We start from the raw sequence: 20,895 nt of genomic DNA, 5'->3' as shown, positions 1-20,895 counted from the left end.
TAAAACACAGCCATAGTAAGGACGATGACCGCTTTCGCGTACGGCGCATCGTCGACGTAAGCCGTGCGGGTTCGGCTTGAAATACAGATAAAACGATTATCGGTTTCATTGTACTGCGTGTTCACCAAGGCGCTCTCTCCAGCCAACACCATGCCACCGGCGCCCCGAGTGAAGGCTCAGCGCAATGACTGTCGTAATAAGTAAGAAGGTTTATATGCATCGGCTTCTTCCGGGTCATCAGTACAAAATATTGGGCTTTTCACCGAATATCAGTCCGGCCTATCGCCAAAAGCTGCTCTCGCTGGGATTCCTGCCCGGCTCACCGTTTACGGTGGTGCGCATCGCACCTCTGGGCGATCCTATTGAGGTCAAGGCGCGCCGGGTCAGTCTGGTACTGCGTAAGAAAGATCTCGCACTGCTGAATATTGAACCGATGGGAGAGCTACAGTCTGCGTCGCAGAGCGTAGCCGTCACCGCCATCGGCGTGCAGCAGCGCGCCTGAACGTACCGCATAGCTACCTTCATCGGCATATGCTCAAGGGAGAGCGCGGGTGACTCACACCCGTGCCAGTGTCTGTCTTCGCCAAAAAACAGTAAATTATGAAACAATTGACCATCGGGTTAATCGGTAACCCCAACTCAGGGAAAACCACGCTGTTCAACCAGCTGACCGGCGCGCGTCAGCGCGTAGGCAACTGGGCCGGCGTCACCGTCGAACGTAAAGAGGGGCAGTTCGCAACACCCCAACATCAGGTTAAGCTGGTCGATCTTCCCGGCACCTATTCGCTGACTACCATCTCCGAACAGACCTCGCTGGATGAACAGATCGCCTGTCATTACATCCTCAGCGGCGACGCGGATCTGATCGTCAACGTGGTGGATGCCGCAAACCTGGAGCGTAACCTTTATCTGACCCTACAACTGCTGGAGCTGGGCATCCCCTGTATTGTCGCGCTCAACATGTTGGATATAGCCCGCAGCCAGCAGATTGAGATCGACATCGACGCCCTCTCCAAGCGCCTTGGCTGCCCGGTGATCCCGATGGTCTCGACCCGCAGCGAAGGGATCTGCGCCCTGAAGCGAGCCATTGACATGCCGCCGGTCTGTGCGGTGGAGGCGCTGGTTGACTACCCCCCATTACTGCTGAGCCAGGTCGATCGCCTGTCGCAGGTAATGCCCGACTCCCTGACCATGCAGCAGCGCCGCTGGATTGCCCTGCAACTGCTGGAGGGCGATATCTACAGCTCCTCGCGGGCCAGCAACGCGCAGGCACTGTTGCCGGAGGTGCGTGATGTCCTGCAGCGTACCCTGAACGAAGATCCTGCACTGATCATCGCCAATGCCCGCTACCAAAGTATCACCGACATCTGCGATGCCGTCAGCAACAGCCAGCAGGCGCAACCCAACCGCCTGACGGAAAAGCTCGACCGGGTGATCCTCAACCGTTGGCTGGGGATCCCCATCTTCCTGCTGGTGATGTACCTGATGTTCCTGCTGGCCATCAATATCGGCGGCGCTCTGCAGCCGCTGTTTGATATTGGCTCCGCCACCCTCTTTATTCAGGGGATCCAGTGGCTGGGGGCAACCCTGAACTTCCCCGACTGGCTGACCATTTTCCTGGCCCAGGGGGTCGGTGGCGGGATCAATACCGTACTGCCGCTGGTGCCGCAGATCGGCATGATGTACCTGTTTCTCTCCTTTCTGGAGGACTCTGGCTACATGGCCCGCGCAGCGTTCGTCGTTGACCGGATGATGCAGGCGCTGGGGCTGCCCGGGAAATCCTTTGTCCCGCTGATCGTCGGATTCGGCTGTAACGTTCCCTCCGTGATGGGGGCGCGAACCCTGGATGCGCCACGTGAGCGTCTGATCACCGTTCTGATGGCGCCCTTTATGTCCTGCGGCGCACGGCTGGCTATCTTTGCCGTCTTCTCCGCCGCTTTCTTTGGTCAGGATGGCGCGCTCGTCGTATTCTCGCTGTACCTGCTGGGTATCGTGATGGCGATCCTGACCGGGCTGATGCTGAAACACACCCTGATGCGCGGCGAGTCCTCACCGTTCGTCATGGAGATGCCGGTCTATCACGTGCCGCATCTAAAAAGTCTGCTGCTGCAGACCTGGCAGCGTCTGAAGGGCTTTATGATCCGCGCCGGGCGCGTGATCATCATCGTCAGTATCTTTATCGGCGCACTGAACAGCTTCTCCTTCAGCGGTAAACCGGTCAGCGATCTCAACGACTCCGCACTGGCTACGACCAGTAAGATATTGACGCCGCTGCTGCAACCGATTGGCGTCAAAGAAGATAACTGGCAGGCTACCGTGGGTCTGGTGACTGGTGCCATGGCCAAAGAGGTGGTCGTCGGCACTCTGAACACGCTGTACACCGCCGAGCATATCAATGAAGAAGCGTTCGATCCGCAGGGCTATAGCCTGGCCGGCGGCCTGAAAGAGGCGCTGGATGAAACGTGGCAAGGGCTGAAGGATACTTTCAGTATCAGTGTCCTCTCCAACCCCATTGAAGCCAGCAAGGGCGACGGTGAAATGGGCAACAGCTCCATGGGAGTAATGAGCAGCAAATTTGGCAGCGTCAGCGCCGCCTACGCCTACCTGATCTTCGTGTTGCTGTACGTCCCCTGCGTATCAGTCATGGGCGCCATCGCCCGTGAAAGCAGCCGTGGCTGGATGCTGTTCTCCATCGGCTGGGGGCTAAACGTAGCCTACTCGCTGGCGACCCTGTACTACCAGGTGGTCAACTTCAGCGCCCATCCGGACTACAGCCTGATCGCCATCAGCGTCGTCATACTGTTTAACCTGGCGCTACTGATCGTACTGCGCCGCTCTCGCGAGCGGGTTACCGTGCGCCTGAGCAACGCCACCAGCGCCAGCTGCTGCTGCAACAATAGCGGCAGCTGCCACTGATCACTCTAACGGAGCGCCATGATGACCACCTTACTGCAAGTCCGGGATACCGTCGCGCTACATGGGCGTATTGAGCTACAGCGCCTGTGTCGTGAGGTCGGCGGCACGCCGGCACTGGTGCGCGCCATGCTGGAGCGTCTGGAGCTCATGGGATGTGTGGAAAAGGTCGATGATATGGATAGCGGATGCCTGAGCGGCAGCTGTAAAGGCTGCCCCGAGGCGCAGAAAAAATGTGAAACCGTCGTCTACCGGATACGCACGCTGCACTAAACGCGCGCCGTAACCATTGACGCCCCTCGACAGGCAGCCGCAGATGCGGCTGCTTTTTTTATCGCTGCCCATTATACCGACCGCCCGTCGGCAAACTCGCACAGCGCGGCGCAAAACGGCTCGGGATGAGAGATAAAGGGGGCATGGGCGGCACCGGGAATAATCAGCGAACGGCCGCACGGACTGAGCGCATCCACCAGCGGCGCCACCCGGCGCGGTACCAGGCCATCCAGCGCGCCATAGAAGCGCAGCCACGGCAGCGCCAGCGTCGCCAGCTGCGGGCGCAGATCGGTTTCGCGCAGCAGGGACAACCCCGCGTTCAATACCGCCGCCGACGGCATCGGCTGCGCCAGCACCACCGACTTCAGCGCGCGGGTATCCTGCCGGGCGCTGTCGGCCCCCAGCGTCTGCAGCGCCAGAAAACGCTCCACCGTACGCTGAAAATCATCGCGCAGCTGTGATTGAAAATGGTACAGCACATCACTACGGATCCCCGGCCACGCCATCTGCGCCGTAAAACAGGGCGAAGAGGCGACGGTGATTAAACCGCTGACCCGCTGCGGGTGATACAGGGCCGCCTGGGTGGCAACGAGCCCCCCCAGCGACCACCCCAGCCATAGCGCCCGCTCCGGTGCCTGCGCCAACACCCGCTGTGTCATCTCCGCCAGCGAATACGGCGTATCACCGCCGCTGCGCCCATAACCGGGCAGATCGACCAGGTGCAGGCGAAACTGCGCAGAGAGCTGGGGGACAATGCTACGCCACACTTCAGCATTCAGTCCCCAGCCGTGCAGCAGCACAAGATCGCGTTTACCCGCGCCGCAGGTATGCCAAAACAGCGCACTCATCGGTTATGGTCTCCTTTTCCCTTAGACCTTTCAGGACGAAGCCTATGGTATCACTTCACGGACGCTGCGCGATCTGCCTCCTTCCCCTACGGGCGCCAGTCGGTATCTGTAGCGCCTGCCGTCGGGCGCTGCCCGCGCCGCCGCCCTGCTGTCCCCGCTGTGGGCTGCCCAGCGCAGATATCCATCACCCCTGCGGCCGCTGCCTGCTGCGCCCACCGCCCTGGCAGCGGCTGACGTTTGTCAGCGGCTATCTACCGCCGCTGGCGCCGTTGGTACAGCGCTTGAAATACCGCGCGGAGTGGCCGCTGGCCGTGCCGTTGGCCCGGCTGATGCTGCTGCGCTACCTGCAGGATCGCCGCAGCGCGCCGCGGGCGCGCCCCGAGATCATCCTGCCGGTGCCGCTACACCGTCTGCGCCACTGGCAGCGCGGCTACAATCAGGCCGCCGAACTGGCCCGCTGGCTGGCGCGCTGGCTGCAGGCCGAGTTCCGCCCGCAGTGGCTCTGGCGCACTCGGCGAACCCCGCCCCAGCAAGGGCTCAGCGCGGCGCAGCGGCGGCGCAACCTGCGCGGTGCTTTCGCCGCGCACCGGGCGCTGGCCGGGCGGCGGGTGCTGCTGGTCGACGATGTGATCACCACCGGCAGTACCCTGAGCGAAATCTCCCGCCTGCTGATAGCACAGGGTGTGATGTCGGTAGAGACGATCTGTCTGTGCCGCACCTTGTGAGCATTTTACGATCGGCGTATTATAACCGACCGGAGTAGTCAACTATTGAGCAGATGCCATGATCCGTATTACCGAAGCAGCGCAAGAGCACTTTGCCAAATTGCTGGCAAACCAGGAGCCGGGTACCCAGATCCGCGTTTTTGTCATTAACCCCGGTACGCCCAATGCGGAGTGCGGCGTCTCCTACTGCCCGCCGGACGCCGTAGAAGCCAATGACCGTAAGCTGGACTTTGAGCAGCTGAGCGCCTATGTCGACGAAATCAGCGCCCCGTTCCTGGACGATGCCGAGATCGACTTTGTCACCGATCAGCTCGGCTCGCAGCTGACCCTAAAAGCCCCCAACGCCAAGATGCGTAAAGTCGCCGACGATGCGCCACTGATCGAGCGCGTGGAGTATATTCTGCAGTCGCAGATTAACCCCCAGCTGGCGGGCCACGGCGGTCGCGTCTCGCTGATGGAGATCACCGATGAAGGCTACGCTATTCTGCAGTTCGGCGGCGGCTGCAACGGCTGCTCCATGGTGGACTACACCCTGAAAGAGGGGATCGAGAAAGAGCTGCTGCAACGCTTCCCAGAGCTGAAGGGCGTACGCGATCTGACCGAGCACCAGCGCGGCGACCACTCTTACTACTGATCTGTGATAATCCGTTGATATGATGACGTATCAACGGATACCCTTTAAGCCAATACCTTGCAGATATAGGCAACGTCCGGTCATTGTCCGGGGCATTATCTAGGCTGTGTCCCGTAATGGTGCGTGAACACGAAGCCACGCCCCATGACAGAACATCGATGAAGAGCTAACGCTTTATCACTATCAATAAATCGGCGTCACGGCCCATATTCACTGGCAGGGCATCAGACTTAAACCGTTTACGGTGCTTTTACTGTATCGGGAAAGTAATACCGGGCGGTATTGGCTCGGGTACCACCTGTACCTTCGCTTTGCTGATAAAAATAAACGCCAGAAAAATTCGTTTCGCATAGCAAGGTCATAGTATAGGCTACCGATAACCCATCAAAAATGGCCGATGCGCTTATCACTGCAATATTTTTATTTTGTGGAAGCCTAGAGTAACGATAGGTTCCCTGGTAGGTTTTATTTTCATTCAGGGAAAGGTATGAATACGTACCTTTCTCCTTAAATGACATCTTATATACATAACCCGCCATTGGATTTAATGGTGAGTAACCCTGATCCACTATGGCTAAAACATCTTTTCCTACGATTGATGATGGAAGCACGCAATCCGCTGCGCTACATGAAAAAACTCCTCCCATAAGAGATAGATAAATGAGCGGTCTCATACGTCACCTCTTGGCATTCAATTAATTTTATAATAGCAGGCCCCGTAGAACACCACGATCAGACCAGCTCAACCCGCACGCCGCACTCACGCAGGTGCGCAACCACCTCCGCCGAGGCATCCTGACCGGTGATCAGAATGTCGATCTGCCCGGTGCGCGCGAACAGCATCCCGGCCCGCTGCCCCACCTTGCTGCTGTCCACCAGCGCCACCAGTTTACCGGCGTACCTCAGCATCTTCTGTTCTGCCATCGCCGTCAACATATCGGTCTTGTACAACCCCTCCGGGGTCAGCCCCTTACCGCTGGTAAACATCCAGTGTCCGGCATACAGCGAGGCATCGCCGTCCGCCGGCGCCAGCGTGATCGCCTGGGTGCGATTATACTGTCCCCCCATGATCACCACGCTATCATGCTCTTGATCTATCAAGTAGTTAGCCAACGGCAAATAGTTGGTAATCACCTGCACATCGCGTCCACAGAGCTCCCGCCCCAGCAAAAATGCCGTCGAGCCGCAGTTGATCACTACGCTCTCACCCGGCTGTACCAGCCGCGAGGCGGCACGGGCAATGCGCACCTTTTCATCGTGATTCTGCGCCCGGTGGATATTCATCGGCGTCCAGGCCATGCGATTGGGGCTCGCGGCCTCCGCGCCGTTGCGCACCTTTTTCAGCTTACCGGCGTCATTCAGCTTATTGATATCGCGCCGCGCCGTCGCCGGCGATACCTGCAGGCTCGCGATCACCTGCTCAACGCTGACAAAGCCATCCTGCTGCAACATCTCCAGCAGGGTCTGATGTCGTTGTGATTCCGTCATGAAAATCCAGGCTCAGTTATGATTACAACATGAGTATATTTGAAAGCTGCGGGGAAACAAATCGGGCGGTATCCCTGCCGCAGATACCGCCACCGCCCGGCTACAAAAAAGCCTTAAAGGGCAGGTCCGGCTCCCGGGTGAAGCAGTCGTCAAAGCCGCGCGGATAGTGATACTCCAGCCGCCCCTGATCCTGTGGCCAGGTAAACTTACCGCCCACCTGCCAGATAAAGGGGGTGAAACCGTAGCCCAGACGATCTTTCTTCATCTGCCACAGCACCCGGATCTCCTGCGGATCGGCCTGGAAGTTAGACCAGATATCGTGATGAAACGGGATCACCACTTTAACCTTCAGCGCCTCGGCCATCCGCAGGATATCGGCGCTGGTCATCTTATCGGTGATCCCGCGCGGGTTCTCGCCATAGGAGCCGAGCGCCACGTCGATGCGATGATCGTTGCCGTGCTTGGCGTAATAGTTGGAGTAGTGGGAGTCGCCGCTGTGGTACAGCGAACCCGCGGGCGTCTTAAACAGGTAGTTAACCGCCCGCAGATCCATACCGTCGGGCAGCGTACCCTGCGCCCGCTCCGACGGCGGCAGCGTGATCAGGGCGGTGCGATCGAAGGCGTCCAGCGCCACGATCTCCGTATCTTTGATCCGGATCGTATCGCCGGGGACCACCACCCGGCAGCGATCGCGCGGCACGCCCCAAGATACCCACAGATCGACGCAGCGCTGCGGGCCGATGAAGGGGACGTCCGGCGCCGCATTGCGCAACACTGCGGCCGCCACATTGATATCGATATGATCGTTATGATCGTGGGTCGCCAGCAGCACATCGATCTCGCGGATGGCAAAAGGATCGAGCACAAAGGGCGAGGTGCGCAGATTGGGCTGCAGCTTCCGCACCCCGGCCATCCGCTGCATCTGGTGCCCTGCTGCCATCCACGGATTGGCGTGGCTACGCTTACCGGTTCCGCACCAAAAATCGACGCACAGATTCGCTCCCCCCGCCGACTTCAGCCAGATCCCGGTACAGCCCAGCCACCACATCGCAAAGCTACCGGGATCCACCGTCGTCTGCTCTATCTCCTCGTTCAGCCAGGTTCCCCACTCCGGAAACGTATTCAGGATCCAGGACTCGCGGGTAATACCATCAAGTTTACTCATCGTCGGCCTCCTATCGGCTCGCCAGTGCAGCACATGAAATCAATAACAATCATATTTAGATCAATTTTGATTGCAATAGTGTAGTGACGTGATGTCAAGATATACCCGATACGAGAGGCTATCCCTCCGCACTGTGGCGCCATGGCCACCAAAAAATAAATTATTATTTATAATCATGTAGATAAAAATACAGCGCCGGGCGATGCAGCCCAGGGAACGCCTGCCCACAGGGCGATCGACAAGTTGAGATCATAATCACAAATGATCACATTTAATCTTTAAGTGATTTTTTATGATTGTTAGAGTGGTCAAATTATACATAGCCCTGAGCGCAATCCCCCGGATCCGCGCTCAGGATCCACGCCGAACGGAGAACGCTATGGATATTCTGTACCGTGCCTTTCTGATTTTTTTCAATCAGGTGATGACCAATGCCCCCCTGCTGCTGGGGATTGTCACCTGTCTCGGCTACCTGCTGCTGCGTAAACCGGCGACGGTGATCATCAAGGGCACCATCAAAACCATCATCGGCTTTATGCTGCTGCAGGCGGGATCCGGCATCCTGACGTCAACCTTCAAACCGGTGGTGGCCAAGATGTCTGAGGTCTATCACATCAACGGAGCCATTTCAGACACCTACGCCTCGATGATGGCCACCATAGAGCGCATGGGCGACGCCTACAGCTGGGTAGGCTATACCGTGCTGCTGGCGCTGGCGCTGAACATTCTCTACGTCCTGCTGCGCCGCCTCACCGGCATCCGCACCATCATGCTGACCGGCCACATCATGTTTCAGCAGGCCGGGCTTATCGCCGTGGTGTTCTATATCTTCGGCTATCCCATGTGGACCACGATCCTGTGCAGCGCGCTGCTGGTCTCGCTCTACTGGGGCATCACCGCCAACATGATGTATCGCCCCACTCAGGAGGTCACCGACGGCTGCGGCTTCTCCATTGGCCATCAGCAGCAGTTTGCCTCCTGGCTGGCCTATCGGTTGGCCCCCTATCTGGGGCGCAGGGAGGAGAGCGTGGAAGATCTCAGGTTGCCCGGCTGGCTGAATATCTTCCACGACAATATCGTCTCGACCGCAATCGTGATGACCCTGTTCTTCGGGCTGATCCTCGGCTCTTTCGGGCTGGACGCCGTCCAGCTGATGGCGGGGAAAGCCCACTGGAGCATCTACATCCTGCAGACCGGCTTCCAGTTCGCCGTCGCGATCTTCATCATCGTTCAGGGCGTGCGCATGTTTGTCGCGGAGCTGTCCGAGGCCTTCACCGGCATCTCCCAGCGCCTGATCCCCGGCGCCGTGCTGGCCATCGACTGCGCGGCCATCTACAGTTTTGCCCCCAACGCCGTCGTTTGGGGATTTATCTGGGGCACCATCGGGCAGCTGATCGCCATCGGCATCCTGATCCTGCTGGGGTCGCCTATCCTGATCATCCCCGGCTTTATCCCCATGTTCTTCTCCAACGCGACGATCGGCGTCTTTGCCAACCACTTCGGCGGCTGGCGGGCAGCCATCAAGATTTGTCTGGTCATGGGGATGATTGAAATCTTCGGCTGCGTCTGGGCCGTCAAACTTACCGGGCTCAGCGCCTGGATGGGGATGGCCGACTGGTCCATCCTGGCTCCGCCGATGATCCAGGGACTGACGCTGGGGCTGTGGTTTATGGGCATTCTGCTGCTGATCGCCCTGGCTTACATGCTGGTTGCCGGGCGCAGCCTGCGGGCAGAAGAGGCGGCGCAGACCGATCCGGCGCGCGGCACAACACACTAACTCCATGGAGAAACATCATGACAGTACGCATTCTCGCCGTCTGCGGTAACGGCCAAGGCAGCTCAATGATCATGAAGATGAAGGTGGATCAGTTTCTGACCCAGCAGGGCGTTGACCACAGCGTCAACAGCTGCGCGGTCGGCGAGTATAAATCGGAGCTGAGCGGCGCAGATATCATCATTGCCTCCACCCACGTCGCCGGCGAGATCAGCGTCAGCGGCAATAAATACGTGGTCGGGGTGCGCAATATGCTGTCGGCAGACGAGTTCGGCCCCAGGCTGCTGGAGGTCATCCGCGCCCATTTCCCCCAGGACCTCAGCTAAGGAGCCATGATGAAACTGCGAGACTCTCTGGCGGAAAACCACAGCATCCGCCTACAGGCCGAGGCGGCGGACTGGCCTGCGGCCGTCAGGATCGGCGTGGATCTCCTGGTCAGCGCCGGCGTCGTAGAGCCACGCTACTACCGGGCCATCCTGGATAGCGTCGCGCGCTTTGGCCCCTACTTTGTGCTGGCTCCGGGGCTGGCCATGCCGCACGGGCGCCCGGAAGAGGGGGTGATCAAGACCGGCTTTGCACTGGTCACCCTGCGTACGCCGGTCGCGTTCGGCCATGAGGATAACGACCCGGTGGACATTCTGATCACCCTGGCCGCCGTCGACGCCCACACCCATCAGGAGGTCGGTATCCGTCAGATCGTCGACCTGTTCGAGGATGAGGCCAACTTTACGCGCCTGCGCGCCTGCCGCGCGCCTGCGCAGGTGCTGGCGCTCATCGATTCGGCAACCACCCCATCGCATCCCCAGGGAGTCTCCTCATGATACCGTCCCTGCCTATGCTGCAAATCGCGCTGGATAACCCAACGCTGGAGGCGGCCTACCTCACCACCCGGCAGATCGTCGAAGCCGTCGATATCATCGAGGTCGGCACGATACTGTGCGTCGGCGAGGGCGTGCGCGCCATACGCGATCTCAAGGCGCTCTATCCCCACAAGATCATCTTGGCCGACGCCAAAATTGCCGATGCCGGCGCCATCCTGGCGCGCATGTGTTTTGAGGCCAACGCCGACTGGATCACCGTGATCTGCTGTGCCGATATCGCTACGGCCAAGAACGCGCTGGCGGTCGCGCAGGCGTTCGACGGCGATCTGCAAATCGAGCTGACCGGCTACTGGACCTGGGAGCAGGCACAGGCCTGGCGCCAGGCGGGTATCGGTCAGGTGGTCTACCACCGCAGCCGCGACGCACAGGCGGCGGGGGTGGCCTGGGGACAGGCGGATATCGACGCCATACGCCGCCTGAGCGACATGGGCTTTCGCGTCACGGTGACCGGTGGCCTCACCCTGGACGATCTTCCGCTGTTTCAGGGGATCCCGGTGCATGTTTTCATCGCCGGACGCAGCATCCGCGAGGCCGACGATCCGCTGGCCGCCGCGCATCGCTTCAAACAGCGCATCGCCCAGCTGTGGGGCTAAGGAGACCAATATGCTGCATCCTACCGTGCCGCTGGGCATCTATGAAAAGGCGCTGCCGGCCGACGAGGAGTGGCCACAGCGCCTGACACAGGCCGCACAGCTCGGGTTCGACTTCGTCGAAATGTCTATCGATGAAAGCGATCGCCGCCTGGCCCGGCTGAGCTGGTCGCGCCAGCAGCGTTTGGAGCTGCTGGCGGCGATGGCGCACAGCGGCGTGCGTATTCCCTCCCTGTGCCTCAGCGCCCACCGCCGATTTCCGCTGGGCAGCGAGGATCAGGAGGTCAGACGCCAGGCGCTGCGGCTGCTGGCCCACGCGATTACCCTCGCACAGGATCTGGGGATCCGGGTGATTCAGCTGGCGGGATACGACGTCTACTATCAGCAGGGCAATCCCCTGACCCGCCAGCTGTTCCGCGAGGGGCTGAGCCAGGCTGTCACCCTGGCTAGCCGGGCACAGGTCACGCTGGCCATGGAGACCATGGACACGCCGCTGCTCAACTCCATCAGCAAGGCACTCGGCTACTGCCGCTATCTGCGCAGCCCCTGGTTCCAGATCTACCCGGATATCGGCAATCTTTCGGCCTGGGATAATGATGTCGAACTGGAGCTGGCGGCAGCCATCGACCACATCGTCGCCGTACATGTCAAAGACACCCGGCCGGGCCAGTTTCGGGATGTGCCCTTCGGCAGCGGCGTGGTCGACTTTGAGGCCTGCTTCCGCACGCTGGATCGCCATGGCTACCGCGGTCCCTACCTGATCGAGATGTGGAACGAAAGCGCCCCGGGCCCTCTGCAGGCGGTGCGCGAGGCGCGCGACTGGGTCATGGAGCGGATGCGGCGTGCCGGGCTGGCGGTGGCACAGGAGGCATCATGGAACGGCTGAAACAGCAGGTCTGCCAGGCCAACATGGCCCTGCCGCACCACGGGCTGGTCACCTTTACCTGGGGCAACGTCAGCGCCATCGATCGCCAGTGCGGCCATGTCGTCATCAAACCCAGCGGCGTCGCCTATGAGGCACTGACCCCCGATGAGATGGTCGTCGTCGATCTTGACGGACGGATCGTCGCTGGCGCGCTGCGCCCCTCCTCCGACACCCCGACCCACCTGGCACTGTACCGTCGCTACCCGCAGCTGGGCGGCATTGTGCATACCCACTCGACCCATGCGACCGCCTGGGCACAGGCGGGGCGGGCCATCCCGGCGCTCGGCACCACCCACGCTGACTACTTCGATGGCGACATTCCCTGCACCCGCGCGCTGAGCACCGCCGAGATCGACCACGACTATGAGCATCACACCGGGCTGGTCATCATCGAAACGCTGGCGCAGCGCGACCCGGGCCATATGCCGGGGATCGTCGTTCACCAGCACGGCTCCTTCGCGTGGGGAGAGAGCGCGGCACAGGCGGTGCATAACGCGGTGGTGCTGGAAGAGGTGGCCAAAATGGCCTGGATTGCCCATAGCCTGAACCCGCGGCTCGCCCCGATGGATCGGGCGCTGCACGATAAACATTTCCGGCGCAAGCACGGACCGGATGCCTACTACGGCCAGCGCGGCTAACGCGTCGGCTCCCCGGCTCAGTCGCGCAGTCGGCGGCTGAGCCACAGCCCGTGATGCGGGCGCTGGCGCCAGGCGATAGATGAAATGGTATGCATGGTACGCAGGTGCGACAGAATGCGGCGCAGATGCACCTCCATCGGCGTCATCGGCATCCCCTGCTGCGGCTCCGGTATCGGAACCGCCTGGCTGTCGTTGCTGCTCGGGCCATCGTGCTCCAGACGCTGCTGGCACAGCTGCAGCGCGATCTCGCCACATTGCAGATAGTCCTGTGCCAGGCGCGGCGTCAGCATATAGTGCTCGCGCGCCAAAATCGTCATGGCATTCAAATGCTCGACAATAAACTGGCTGTGGCTGATCCACAGACGCATATCCGCCAGGTAGCGCGAATCAAATCCCGGCTCCTGCATCGCTTGGCTCAGCGAGGAGTAGAGCGTATTCTGCGCCTGGTTGCTGCGCATCCGGGCATAGGCCAGCTCACTGACCCCCGGTTCGGCAGAGAGCAGCAGGCGCAGCTCATCCTGGTAGGCCTCCAGCGCCTGGTGGGCGTTTTTACGCAGCAGGCCGCTCTGCCACTGCGGCCACAACCAGATGGTGCTGGCGAAGGCCAGAATACAGCCCAGCAGCGTATCCACCAGGCGCGGCACCAGGAAGTGCGAGCCGTTCAGCGCCAATAGCTGCAGGGTGAATACGGCGCTGACCGTAAAGCCTATCACCGCCAGACCGTAATTCTTACGCAGCGCCAGGTAGGCGCCCAGCGTCACCAGCAGCATCACCAGCAACATCGCATATTCGCTCAGCGTCAGCTGCAGCAGACCGGCGGCGATGATCAGACCGGCAAAGGTGCCCATCGCCCGGTGCTGAATACGCACCCGCGTCGCATTATAGCCATTCTGGATCACCAGCATGGTGGTCAGCATGATCCAATAGGGCTTAGGCAGCGCCAGCAGGATCCCCAGCCCGCTGCCAGCCGTCAGCGTCAGTCCCAGACGCAGCGCGTTGCGTAGCGCGCCAGACTTCAGGGAACAGTAGGCACGCAGTGCCGGCCAGAACGGCAGACGTTGCTGGGTCGCCATCAGCTGGCGCTGATAGAGCGGACGCTGCCGCTCCAGCAGACGCCCCATCCGGCTAAAGTGGTGCAGACAGAACTGGCCAACCGGATTATCCGGGTAGCGGCTGGCCAGCTTTTCCAGCGCCGATACCTCGCTGCGCATAGAGAAATGCTGTGGATAGCGGTGGTACTGGATATCATCCGCCAGCACTCTCAGGCGTCCGGCCACTACCTGCGCGTTGCGGCGAATAATCGCCTCGGCCTGGCTCTGTGCCACCAGCGTTTGTACCTCCTCCGGCTGGGAGAGGCTTACGGTAATATGCTCCTGTAAATCCAGCGCCACCTGAAAGTAGCGCACCAACCTCTTATACTCCGGGTTATGGACCAGGGACAGCATGTGCATCTGCTGGTAAATAACGCTGATAAGGTCCATCACCTTTTGCTGACGGTTCAACAGCGGCGGCAGCGCCGTCTGCGGATCGCTGTGCTGCGTGAGCAGGCTGTACTTGGCCTCAATGTAATCCGCCAGCTCCAGGTACAGCTGATTCAGGGTTTCGCGGATCGGCTGCCCTTTCCACAGAACAAACCAAAACCAGGTAAAGGCGCCGTACCAAATCGTACCGACCAAATACAGCAGCGGCCCCTGCCAGATTGGTACCATCCCTACAATGCTGAGGGTAAAGATGGCAGCGACCAGCGTTGCCGGCAGTAAACGGGCGTGCAACGGACTGATCTCGCCATTGACACCAAACAGCAGTGCCAACAGCAGCATGGCCAGCGGCAACGGTACCGACCAGAGCAGGGCCATCTGCAATAAAAGGCTGCCGAGCGCGAACAGGGTGCCACCCACTGCGAGGCGTTTAAAGAAGCGTTTATGGGGGGTGTCAAGACCGGCGATATTACAGCAGACCGGTACCAGAGAAAACAGCAGCCCCTGCTGCAGCTGGCCTACCATCAGCCCGAACAGCACCGGCAGACACAAAACCAGCGTCTGGCGCAGGGCATAGTTCACTTCAGGGTGGTAGATAAAGCGCCGCCACATGAGCACCATCCTGGGGATGGGTTGAAGATTCCGCGCCGCTCGTGCGGCGCGGGCGCAAAATCAACGCGTCCCGTAGACGACGATGGTTTTACCGTGTGCCGAGATCAGGTTCTGATCCTCCAGCATCTTCAGGATACGTCCTACCGTTTCACGAGAGCAACCCACAATCTGGCCGATCTCCTGACGGGTGATTTTAATCTGCATGCCGTCTGGGTGCGTCATCGCATCTGGCTGCTTGGCCAGATTCAACAGCGTCTGAGCAATACGGCCTGTCACATCCAGGAAGGCCAGGTTACCGACTTTCTCTGACGTGACCTGCAGACGACGCGCCATCTGGGAAGACAGACGCATCAAAATATCTGGGTTAACCTGGATCAGCTGGCGGAATTTCTTGTAGGAAATTTCAGCCACCTCACAGGCAGTCTTCGCCCGCACCCAGGCACTACGCTCCTGCCCTTCCTCAAACAACCCCAGCTCGCCAATGAAGTCGCCCTGGTTCAGGTAGGAGAGAATCATCTCCTTACCCTCTTCATCCTTAATCAGTACCGCTACAGATCCCTTTACGATGTAATAAAGCGTCTCCGCTTTTTCACCTTGGTGAATCAAGGTACTTTTGGACGGATATTTGTGAATATGGCAATGAGACAGGAACCATTCGAGAGTTGGATCTGTTTGCGGTTTGCCGAGAACCATTCGCTATTATCCTCTGTTGTTATCGCATCCCCGGTGCGCCAAACGCATCCCCGCTGGACGGGGCCGGGAACTGCCTAGTAACCTGCTATAGCACTGCACTTGTCGAATATAGTTTCCATAGCCTAAGGGAGATGATCCCCGGCGATCTTGATCTATACCCGCTCCATTCCATTAAAGGTGCATATCGGCTTAGTTTGTAGCATAGCTTGGCCTTACTGTCTCGCACTGTCTCGCTTCAGCATGGAATAGCTCACTGTTCGCCACCGTTTTTTCTCCCCCGTGGTGCTTTTGATTTTTATTTGCACAGCGCGGCGCCAGACGCAGCACGGGAAAATACGCCAACGTGCGCTAATCAACGCCATTAAACTGGCTACGCGGCATAATATTGACGCTTTCATGCAACTCGGACCATACCACAACCGCCTCGCCGCACTTCAGCTGATGCCGTACATCCTCCACTTTCTGCGTCAGGCTTCTCTCCTGCTCACCATAGTCGGTCCCCTCGCGCAGAACAAAGGCCTCGATCAGGCTATCCAGCGTCTCTGGGGCAATCTGTTGCCAGGGAATGATCACGTGTTTTACTCCAAATAGGGGGCTAACCAGGCAGGAATACGCTGCTCCAGCCACGGGAAGGGATGGCGCAGTGTTCCGCCGATAAAGCCGACGTGGCCGCCAAACGCCGTCAGCTGATATTCGATATTGGACGGCAATGCTCCCGACGGCGGGATCACCGCCGACGTCATAAAAGGATCGTCGCGCGCCTGAATGATCAGCAACGGCTGGCGGATCGTCGATAACCGCGGCAGGGCGCTACAGCGCCGATAGTACTCATCCGCATCGCGAAACCCGTGCAGGCGGGCGGTGATCTGATCGTCAAACTCGCGCAGCCTGCGTATACGCCGCAGTTGCAGCGGATCGAGATCCAGCATCTCCGGATAGCGTCGCAGCTTACGCCTGGCGCTCTGCTTGAGCTCATGCAACAGATAACGCTGATAAATCCGCGCCACACCGCGCTCCAGATGCGCCGCGCAGGCCGACAGCATCAGCGGTGCCGACACCATCACTGCGGCCTCCAGCGGGGCCAGGGCTTGCTCTTCGGCCAGATAACAGCCCAACATATTCCCCCCCAGGGAGAACCCGACCGCCGCGGTGGGCACCTGACCGAAGGTGCGGCGCAGCCACGCCAGAAAAAAGCGCGCGTCCCCGGTTTCACCGGAGTGGTAGAAACGCGGCGTCAAGTTGGGCTCACCGCTGCAGCCGCGAAAGTGCATCACGACCGCCAGCCAGCCAGCCTCCCGACAGGCATGCAGCAGGCCATGGGCATAGGGGCTATGCACGCTGCCTTCCAGACCATGGAACAGAACCACCCGCGGTTTATGACGGGCGGGCTGCGGGGCCTCGCTCCAGGCCAGATCGATAAAATCGCCGTCCGGCAGGGTTAAACGCTGCCACACCGGTGTCAACAGGGCACGCCGTCGCAGCAGCCGCGGCAAGATCGTCTGCAGGTGCGGATTGCGTAGGGCTCGGGGCGGTGAAAAGGTGGAAACGCTCATGCTGCGTGAATAAAATTCATCCGGGGAATACTTGTACCATCAATAACACACTGTTAGGGTCAAAACACCCCCTTGGCGCAAAATCGGAGCCGGTTGAGCATGGATACGCCTCTGTTTCTCTCCCTGCTGGGTTTCCTGTGGGCCGCTGCCGTGACCCCTGGCCCCAATAATATGCTGTTGACCAGCTCCAGTGCCAATCTGGGGTTTTACCGCTCGCTGCCGCTCATGCTCGGCATCATGCTGGGCATGCAAACGCTGTTGCTACTGATCGCCTTTGGCGTCGGCAGCCTGCTGCTACTCTACCCGACGCTGCACACCCTGCTCAAGGGCGCAGGCAGCCTCTACCTGCTGTATATCGCGTGGAAAGTGACGACATCGCGCTATACCCGCCTGAGCGACGGTACCGCCGCCTTAGACGACGCCGTCAGCTGGCGACAGGGCTGGCTGCTGCAGTTTCTGAACCCCAAGGCCTGGCTGATGGCCCTGGGTGCGGTGACCAGCTTTAGCCTGCCCGGCGAGCGCTATCTGACGACCATCGCCGCCATCAGCCTGGGAATGTGCTTGGTCAATCTGTTGGCCGGTGCCCTGTGGTTAGGCTTCGGCACCCTGATCGGGCGCCTGCTGCAAAGCCGGCGCGCCTGGTTCACCTTTAACCTGATCATGGGAACGCTGACCGCCGCCTGCGTACTGCTGATCTGGCGCTGATCAGACCCCATAGCCCATCAGGCGCATGATATCCTGTGCCTGACGCACGGCCTCCTGACGGTGCGCAACCCCCAGCTTCTGATACAGATTGCGGATATGGGTTTTAATGGTGGTCGACGCCACCGCCAGCTCATCAGCGATCTGCTCGTTGCTGTAGCCCGAATAGATCAGTCCCAGCACCTGCCATTCACGCTGAGTCAGCGGACTGGTACGGATCAGCTCCGGTACCTGGGGATGATTCAGCAAACGCTCGACGAACTGCTCGTCAAAATGGGCAAACTTATGCCGATGATGCTGGTTAATATCACGCAGAATCCGCTGGGCGCGATGCACCTCCATCTCCGGCAGGGCATTGAGCTGCAGCAGCTGCCGCAGCTGTTGGGCCATCACCTCTCCCTCTACGACAAAGTGGCTGACAAAACCGGTGCGATTCGCCAGACTCAACGCCTCCATCAGCACACGCAGGGCTTCGCTCTTGCGATCCGTATGCCAATACAGCAGGTTGCTCAACAACAGGTTACGGTTCAGATCGCTGACCAGGCGCAGACGACGCGCCGAGGCGTTCAGCTGCTCCAGCACCACCTGTGCCTCATCATACTGCCCCAGCATGATCTGAACCCGCGCGATATTGCGCCACTGCCCCTGTAAAAAGTGGTTATCCGGCTCCGCCGGGCGCACTGCCTGCAGCAACCAGCGACTGGCAGCCTGGCGATCGCCGGTGATCTGCCAGTAGATCACCCGCGCCTTATCCGTATTCACCAGCCAGTCGCTGTGATAGTTTCCGGCCTGCAGCAGGGTTTCGCAGCGGCGCAGATGCTGTCCGGCGTTATCCAGATCGCCGCGCGCCAGCGAACATGTGGCCAATAGCGCCAGGCACTGTAGTTGCTGCTGTGGCTCAACGTTGGCCAATACCGCCAGCCCATCGCGCGCTGCGCGCTCCGCCTCGTCCAGTCGCATCCACGACCACAGCACCTGGGCACGGATACGCAGTAAAAACTCATGCATCGGCAGCTGCTGCAGATGCTGTTCGTTAACCAGTTCAAAACCCTTGTCCTGAGTCTCATAGGCGGCCTGCAAGAACCCCTGGGCTATCAGGATCTCACTCTGCTGTAACAGCGCCCACAGAGCATAGTGGTAGGTCTGATGGCGACGGGCCACCTGCTCGGTCTGCTGCATCATCGGCAGCGCCCGCGCCAAAACCCCTTTGCAGTGCAGCACCTCCCCCAGCACGGAGCTGCTCACAATCCGGCTGTAATAGCTGCCGATCGGCAGATGGCGCAGCGCCTCGGTCGCCAAGCGCTCGGCATCGTGTGGCCGCCCGTCATTGATCGCGACCTGGGCTCGCAGCGCATCGAATTCGGCCTGCAACGCCGCCTCCAGCGAGATCTGGCGCAGCCCCATCTCCTGCTCGGCGCGCGCCAACAGCGTGTTAACTTCGCCGTAGCGGTGCTGGCTCTGCGCCAGCCAGGCCTGCAGCAGCGCCAGACTGGGGTTCAGGATCAACACATCGTACGGTAGGGTATTCAGGCAGGACTCCAGCAGCGCCAGTTCACTCTGGTGGAAGAGCACCCAGGCGTGCTGCAGCAGAATATCGCGCAGCAGCGCCATGTCTCCGGCCGCCAGCGCGTGGTGGATCGCCTCTGCCGGAAACCCCTGATCCAGCCATCCCTGCGCCGCGCGGCGATGCAGCTGCGGCAGTACACCCGCCATCTCCCGCTGACAGCGACTACGCAGAAAGTGAGCGAACAGCGGATGAAAACAGAACCACTCCCCGTCGCCATCCATCCGGTGGATAAATAACCCCTGCCGCTCCAGCTCCTCCAGGCGCATCTGGCCCTCCTCCTCGCCGGTCAGGGCACAGATCAACGCGTCGTTCATTGAACGCAGCGCCGAACACCGCAGCAGAAAGCCGCGCGTATCGTCATCTACCCGGTCCAAAACCTCATCCGCCAGGTAATCTGCCAGATGCGTAGCGTTGATGCGCGCCAGACGGCGTGCTGATGCCTGAGCCTGTGCCGATGACTGACGTGCCGACAGCGCGATCAGTTGCAGCGCCGTCGGCCAGCCTTCGACCTCATCGCATAACGCGTGCATTTCGTCATCGGCCAGCGGTGCACTCAGACGCTGATGAAAAAACTGGCTGGCCTCAAGATGGTTAAAGGCCAGCTGACGGGTATTAATCTCCAGCAGCTGCTCACGCACCCGCAAATTAGCGATCCCAAGCGGGGGCAGAGTGCGGGACATCAGACACAGGGTCAGGTTATCGGGCTGATGGCGCAAGAAAAAGCGCATAGCCTCATGCAACGGAGGATGGGTAAGCAGGTGATAATCATCGATCACCAGATACAGCGGCGTCTGCCAATCGGCCAGCTCAATAAACAGCTGGGAGAACAGCGCAGACAGCGTGGCATACTGGTGTTTCTGGCTCATCGCCTCGCTTTTAGCGCAGTGGCCGCCGGTAGCCTGCTGCAGGGCGGCGATCAGGTAGCTGGCAAAGCGCTCCGGCTGGTTGTCGCTCTCATCCAGTGAATACCAGCCCAGGTGTGTCTTCTCCTGCGCCCACTGAGCCATCAGGGTCGTCTTACCGTACCCAGCGGGACCATTGACCAACACCAGACGGTAATTGCGCGCCGCATCCAGCCTGGTCAGTAAATGTTCTCGCACCACCGTAGTCTGCAGCCGCGCCGGACGGCTTAATTTCGACGGAATCAGCATAATCACCCGCACCCCTTCCGGTGTCCCTCCTCGGCGACCGGCCCGTACCGGCCCGCGCGCAGGAGCGGCACCCAGCCCCAGAAATCGCCGCTATGGGCGCCTATTTATTTTGCGCCTCGTAATTAATAGCTGCCCTTTAAGGTCTGACAATGTGCGCGCTATTGCAACCGGGGCTCAGCCCCCAATAACAGGAAATTGCGGCTGATCACATTTTTTACCGAGTTAACATCATTCGCTGCTCAATCGCCACCAATAGTCCATATTTTGCTGTTATAACCAGACGAT

21 protein-coding genes are annotated in these 20,895 nt (G+C 60.0%); 12 read left to right on the top strand and 9 right to left on the bottom strand.

The features are described from left to right. Window positions 1-214: 214 nt before the first annotated feature. The 3 genes from feoA (at window position 215) to EIEH_RS02680 (ending at window position 3,186) form a co-directional block, all read left to right on the top strand. Window positions 215-502, top strand: coding sequence for a ferrous iron transporter A (gene feoA / locus EIEH_RS02690; RefSeq protein ID WP_015872817.1), 288 nt, complete (start codon window positions 215-217; stop codon window positions 500-502). Window positions 503-600: 98 nt separating this feature from the next. Continuing rightward, complete coding sequence (gene feoB / locus EIEH_RS02685) at window positions 601-2,916, top strand: Fe(2+) transporter permease subunit FeoB (protein WP_015872818.1); 2,316 nt, start codon at window positions 601-603, stop codon at window positions 2,914-2,916. A gap of 21 nt (window positions 2,917-2,937) precedes the next feature. Continuing rightward, on the top strand, window positions 2,938-3,186 hold the full coding sequence (locus tag EIEH_RS02680) for a FeoC-like transcriptional regulator (protein ID WP_035608586.1): 249 nt from the start codon (window positions 2,938-2,940) through the stop codon (window positions 3,184-3,186). 71 nt (window positions 3,187-3,257) lie between these two features. Here EIEH_RS02680 and bioH read toward each other — a convergent pair whose 3' ends face one another. Next, the gene (gene bioH / locus EIEH_RS02675) at window positions 3,258-4,034 is read right to left on the bottom strand and encodes a pimeloyl-ACP methyl ester esterase BioH (protein WP_015872820.1); all 777 of its coding nucleotides are present in this window, start codon (window positions 4,032-4,034) and stop codon (window positions 3,258-3,260) included. Window positions 4,035-4,078: 44 nt separating this feature from the next. Between bioH and EIEH_RS02670 the strand changes: the two genes are divergently transcribed. Further along, window positions 4,079-4,759, top strand: a complete 681-nt coding sequence (locus EIEH_RS02670) for a phosphoribosyltransferase family protein (protein WP_015872821.1) — start codon at window positions 4,079-4,081, stop codon at window positions 4,757-4,759. Window positions 4,760-4,817: 58 nt separating this feature from the next. Next, window positions 4,818-5,393: a Fe-S biogenesis protein NfuA gene (nfuA, locus tag EIEH_RS02665; RefSeq protein ID WP_015872822.1), complete on the top strand. Its 576-nt coding sequence runs from the start codon at window positions 4,818-4,820 to the stop codon at window positions 5,391-5,393. A gap of 239 nt (window positions 5,394-5,632) precedes the next feature. On the opposite strand, the gene EIEH_RS18775 is transcribed toward nfuA, so the two are convergent. The 3 genes from EIEH_RS18775 to ulaG form a co-directional block, all read right to left on the bottom strand. Then, complete coding sequence (locus tag EIEH_RS18775; protein ID WP_015872823.1) at window positions 5,633-6,067, bottom strand: hypothetical protein; 435 nt, start codon at window positions 6,065-6,067, stop codon at window positions 5,633-5,635. 58 nt (window positions 6,068-6,125) lie between these two features. Then, window positions 6,126-6,881: an HTH-type transcriptional regulator UlaR gene (gene ulaR / locus EIEH_RS02660; RefSeq protein WP_015872824.1), complete on the bottom strand. Its 756-nt coding sequence runs from the start codon at window positions 6,879-6,881 to the stop codon at window positions 6,126-6,128. 100 nt (window positions 6,882-6,981) lie between these two features. Further along, a complete protein-coding gene (ulaG, locus tag EIEH_RS02655; RefSeq protein ID WP_015872825.1) occupies window positions 6,982-8,046 on the bottom strand; it encodes an L-ascorbate 6-phosphate lactonase in 1,065 nt (354 codons plus the stop codon). A 379-nt stretch (window positions 8,047-8,425) separates the two neighbouring features. Here ulaG and ulaA point away from each other — a divergent pair, with 379 nt between their 5' ends. The 6 genes from ulaA to EIEH_RS02625 are packed head-to-tail and all read left to right on the top strand — an operon-like array spanning window position 8,426 to window position 12,854. After that, window positions 8,426-9,823, top strand: a complete 1,398-nt coding sequence (gene ulaA / locus EIEH_RS02650) for a PTS ascorbate transporter subunit IIC (RefSeq protein ID WP_015872826.1) — start codon at window positions 8,426-8,428, stop codon at window positions 9,821-9,823. A 17-nt stretch (window positions 9,824-9,840) separates the two neighbouring features. Then, window positions 9,841-10,146 carry a PTS ascorbate transporter subunit IIB gene (gene ulaB, locus EIEH_RS02645; protein ID WP_015872827.1) on the top strand — a complete coding sequence of 102 codons (306 nt, stop codon included), beginning with the start codon at window positions 9,841-9,843 and terminating at the stop codon, window positions 10,144-10,146. A 9-nt stretch (window positions 10,147-10,155) separates the two neighbouring features. Next, entirely contained in the window at window positions 10,156-10,641 is a 486-nt protein-coding gene (ulaC, locus tag EIEH_RS02640) for a PTS ascorbate transporter subunit IIA (RefSeq protein ID WP_015872828.1), read from the top strand. Further along, a complete protein-coding gene (locus tag EIEH_RS02635) occupies window positions 10,638-11,294 on the top strand; it encodes a 3-keto-L-gulonate-6-phosphate decarboxylase UlaD (RefSeq protein ID WP_015872829.1) in 657 nt (218 codons plus the stop codon). The genes ulaC and EIEH_RS02635 overlap by 4 nt, the downstream gene beginning before the upstream one ends. Window positions 11,295-11,304: 10 nt before the next feature. After that, the gene (locus tag EIEH_RS02630) at window positions 11,305-12,177 is read left to right on the top strand and encodes an L-ribulose-5-phosphate 3-epimerase (RefSeq protein ID WP_015872830.1); all 873 of its coding nucleotides are present in this window, start codon (window positions 11,305-11,307) and stop codon (window positions 12,175-12,177) included. Continuing rightward, the gene (locus EIEH_RS02625; protein WP_015872831.1) at window positions 12,165-12,854 is read left to right on the top strand and encodes an L-ribulose-5-phosphate 4-epimerase; all 690 of its coding nucleotides are present in this window, start codon (window positions 12,165-12,167) and stop codon (window positions 12,852-12,854) included. Before EIEH_RS02630 ends, EIEH_RS02625 begins: the two co-directional genes overlap by 13 nt. Before the next feature lie 17 nt (window positions 12,855-12,871). Here EIEH_RS02625 and EIEH_RS02620 read toward each other — a convergent pair whose 3' ends face one another. The 4 genes from EIEH_RS02620 to EIEH_RS02605 form a co-directional block, all read right to left on the bottom strand. After that, window positions 12,872-14,944 (bottom strand): YccS/YhfK family putative transporter, encoded by a 2,073-nt coding sequence (locus EIEH_RS02620; RefSeq protein WP_015872832.1) that lies wholly within the window; start codon window positions 14,942-14,944, stop codon window positions 12,872-12,874. A gap of 60 nt (window positions 14,945-15,004) precedes the next feature. Continuing rightward, the gene (crp, locus tag EIEH_RS02615; protein ID WP_000242758.1) at window positions 15,005-15,637 is read right to left on the bottom strand and encodes a cAMP-activated global transcriptional regulator CRP; all 633 of its coding nucleotides are present in this window, start codon (window positions 15,635-15,637) and stop codon (window positions 15,005-15,007) included. Window positions 15,638-15,985: 348 nt separating this feature from the next. Continuing rightward, window positions 15,986-16,210: a YheU family protein gene (locus EIEH_RS02610; protein ID WP_015872833.1), complete on the bottom strand. Its 225-nt coding sequence runs from the start codon at window positions 16,208-16,210 to the stop codon at window positions 15,986-15,988. 5 nt (window positions 16,211-16,215) lie between these two features. Further along, the gene (locus tag EIEH_RS02605; RefSeq protein WP_015872834.1) at window positions 16,216-17,190 is read right to left on the bottom strand and encodes a hydrolase; all 975 of its coding nucleotides are present in this window, start codon (window positions 17,188-17,190) and stop codon (window positions 16,216-16,218) included. A 99-nt stretch (window positions 17,191-17,289) separates the two neighbouring features. Between EIEH_RS02605 and EIEH_RS02600 the strand changes: the two genes are divergently transcribed. Next, window positions 17,290-17,895 carry a LysE family translocator gene (locus EIEH_RS02600; RefSeq protein ID WP_015872835.1) on the top strand — a complete coding sequence of 202 codons (606 nt, stop codon included), beginning with the start codon at window positions 17,290-17,292 and terminating at the stop codon, window positions 17,893-17,895. Here EIEH_RS02600 and malT read toward each other — a convergent pair whose 3' ends face one another. Continuing rightward, entirely contained in the window at window positions 17,896-20,610 is a 2,715-nt protein-coding gene (gene malT / locus EIEH_RS02595) for an HTH-type transcriptional regulator MalT (protein ID WP_015872836.1), read from the bottom strand. Between the last annotated feature and the right edge of the window lie 285 nt (window positions 20,611-20,895).

It is taken from the genome of Edwardsiella ictaluri ATCC 33202, from assembly GCF_000264785.1.
Lineage (GTDB): Bacteria > Pseudomonadota > Gammaproteobacteria > Enterobacterales > Enterobacteriaceae > Edwardsiella > Edwardsiella ictaluri.
This window is presented reverse-complemented; position numbering and strand designations above follow the sequence as displayed.

Bases quoted from the DNA above. Each gene is read 5' to 3' on its own strand.
- EIEH_RS02625 (WP_015872831.1), top strand. From the start codon at position 12,165: ATGGAACGGCTGAAACAGCAGGTCTGCCAGGCCAACATGGCCCTGCCG.
- ulaC (WP_015872828.1), top strand. From the start codon at position 10,156: ATGAAACTGCGAGACTCTCTGGCGGAAAACCACAGCATCCGCCTACAG.
- malT (WP_015872836.1), bottom strand. From the start codon at position 20,610: ATGCTGATTCCGTCGAAATTAAGCCGTCCGGCGCGGCTGCAGACTACG.
- crp (WP_000242758.1), bottom strand. From the start codon at position 15,637: ATGGTTCTCGGCAAACCGCAAACAGATCCAACTCTCGAATGGTTCCTG.
- EIEH_RS02630 (WP_015872830.1), top strand. From the start codon at position 11,305: ATGCTGCATCCTACCGTGCCGCTGGGCATCTATGAAAAGGCGCTGCCG.
- ulaB (WP_015872827.1), top strand. From the start codon at position 9,841: ATGACAGTACGCATTCTCGCCGTCTGCGGTAACGGCCAAGGCAGCTCA.
- ulaR (WP_015872824.1), bottom strand. From the start codon at position 6,881: ATGACGGAATCACAACGACATCAGACCCTGCTGGAGATGTTGCAGCAG.
- EIEH_RS02635 (WP_015872829.1), top strand. From the start codon at position 10,638: ATGATACCGTCCCTGCCTATGCTGCAAATCGCGCTGGATAACCCAACG.
- EIEH_RS02620 (WP_015872832.1), bottom strand. From the start codon at position 14,944: ATGTGGCGGCGCTTTATCTACCACCCTGAAGTGAACTATGCCCTGCGC.
- EIEH_RS18775 (WP_015872823.1), bottom strand. From the start codon at position 6,067: ATGAGACCGCTCATTTATCTATCTCTTATGGGAGGAGTTTTTTCATGT.
- nfuA (WP_015872822.1), top strand. From the start codon at position 4,818: ATGATCCGTATTACCGAAGCAGCGCAAGAGCACTTTGCCAAATTGCTG.
- ulaA (WP_015872826.1), top strand. From the start codon at position 8,426: ATGGATATTCTGTACCGTGCCTTTCTGATTTTTTTCAATCAGGTGATG.
- EIEH_RS02605 (WP_015872834.1), bottom strand. From the start codon at position 17,190: ATGAGCGTTTCCACCTTTTCACCGCCCCGAGCCCTACGCAATCCGCAC.
- EIEH_RS02600 (WP_015872835.1), top strand. From the start codon at position 17,290: ATGGATACGCCTCTGTTTCTCTCCCTGCTGGGTTTCCTGTGGGCCGCT.
- bioH (WP_015872820.1), bottom strand. From the start codon at position 4,034: ATGAGTGCGCTGTTTTGGCATACCTGCGGCGCGGGTAAACGCGATCTT.
- EIEH_RS02670 (WP_015872821.1), top strand. From the start codon at position 4,079: ATGGTATCACTTCACGGACGCTGCGCGATCTGCCTCCTTCCCCTACGG.
- EIEH_RS02680 (WP_035608586.1), top strand. From the start codon at position 2,938: ATGACCACCTTACTGCAAGTCCGGGATACCGTCGCGCTACATGGGCGT.
- feoB (WP_015872818.1), top strand. From the start codon at position 601: ATGAAACAATTGACCATCGGGTTAATCGGTAACCCCAACTCAGGGAAA.
- ulaG (WP_015872825.1), bottom strand. From the start codon at position 8,046: ATGAGTAAACTTGATGGTATTACCCGCGAGTCCTGGATCCTGAATACG.
- feoA (WP_015872817.1), top strand. From the start codon at position 215: ATGCATCGGCTTCTTCCGGGTCATCAGTACAAAATATTGGGCTTTTCA.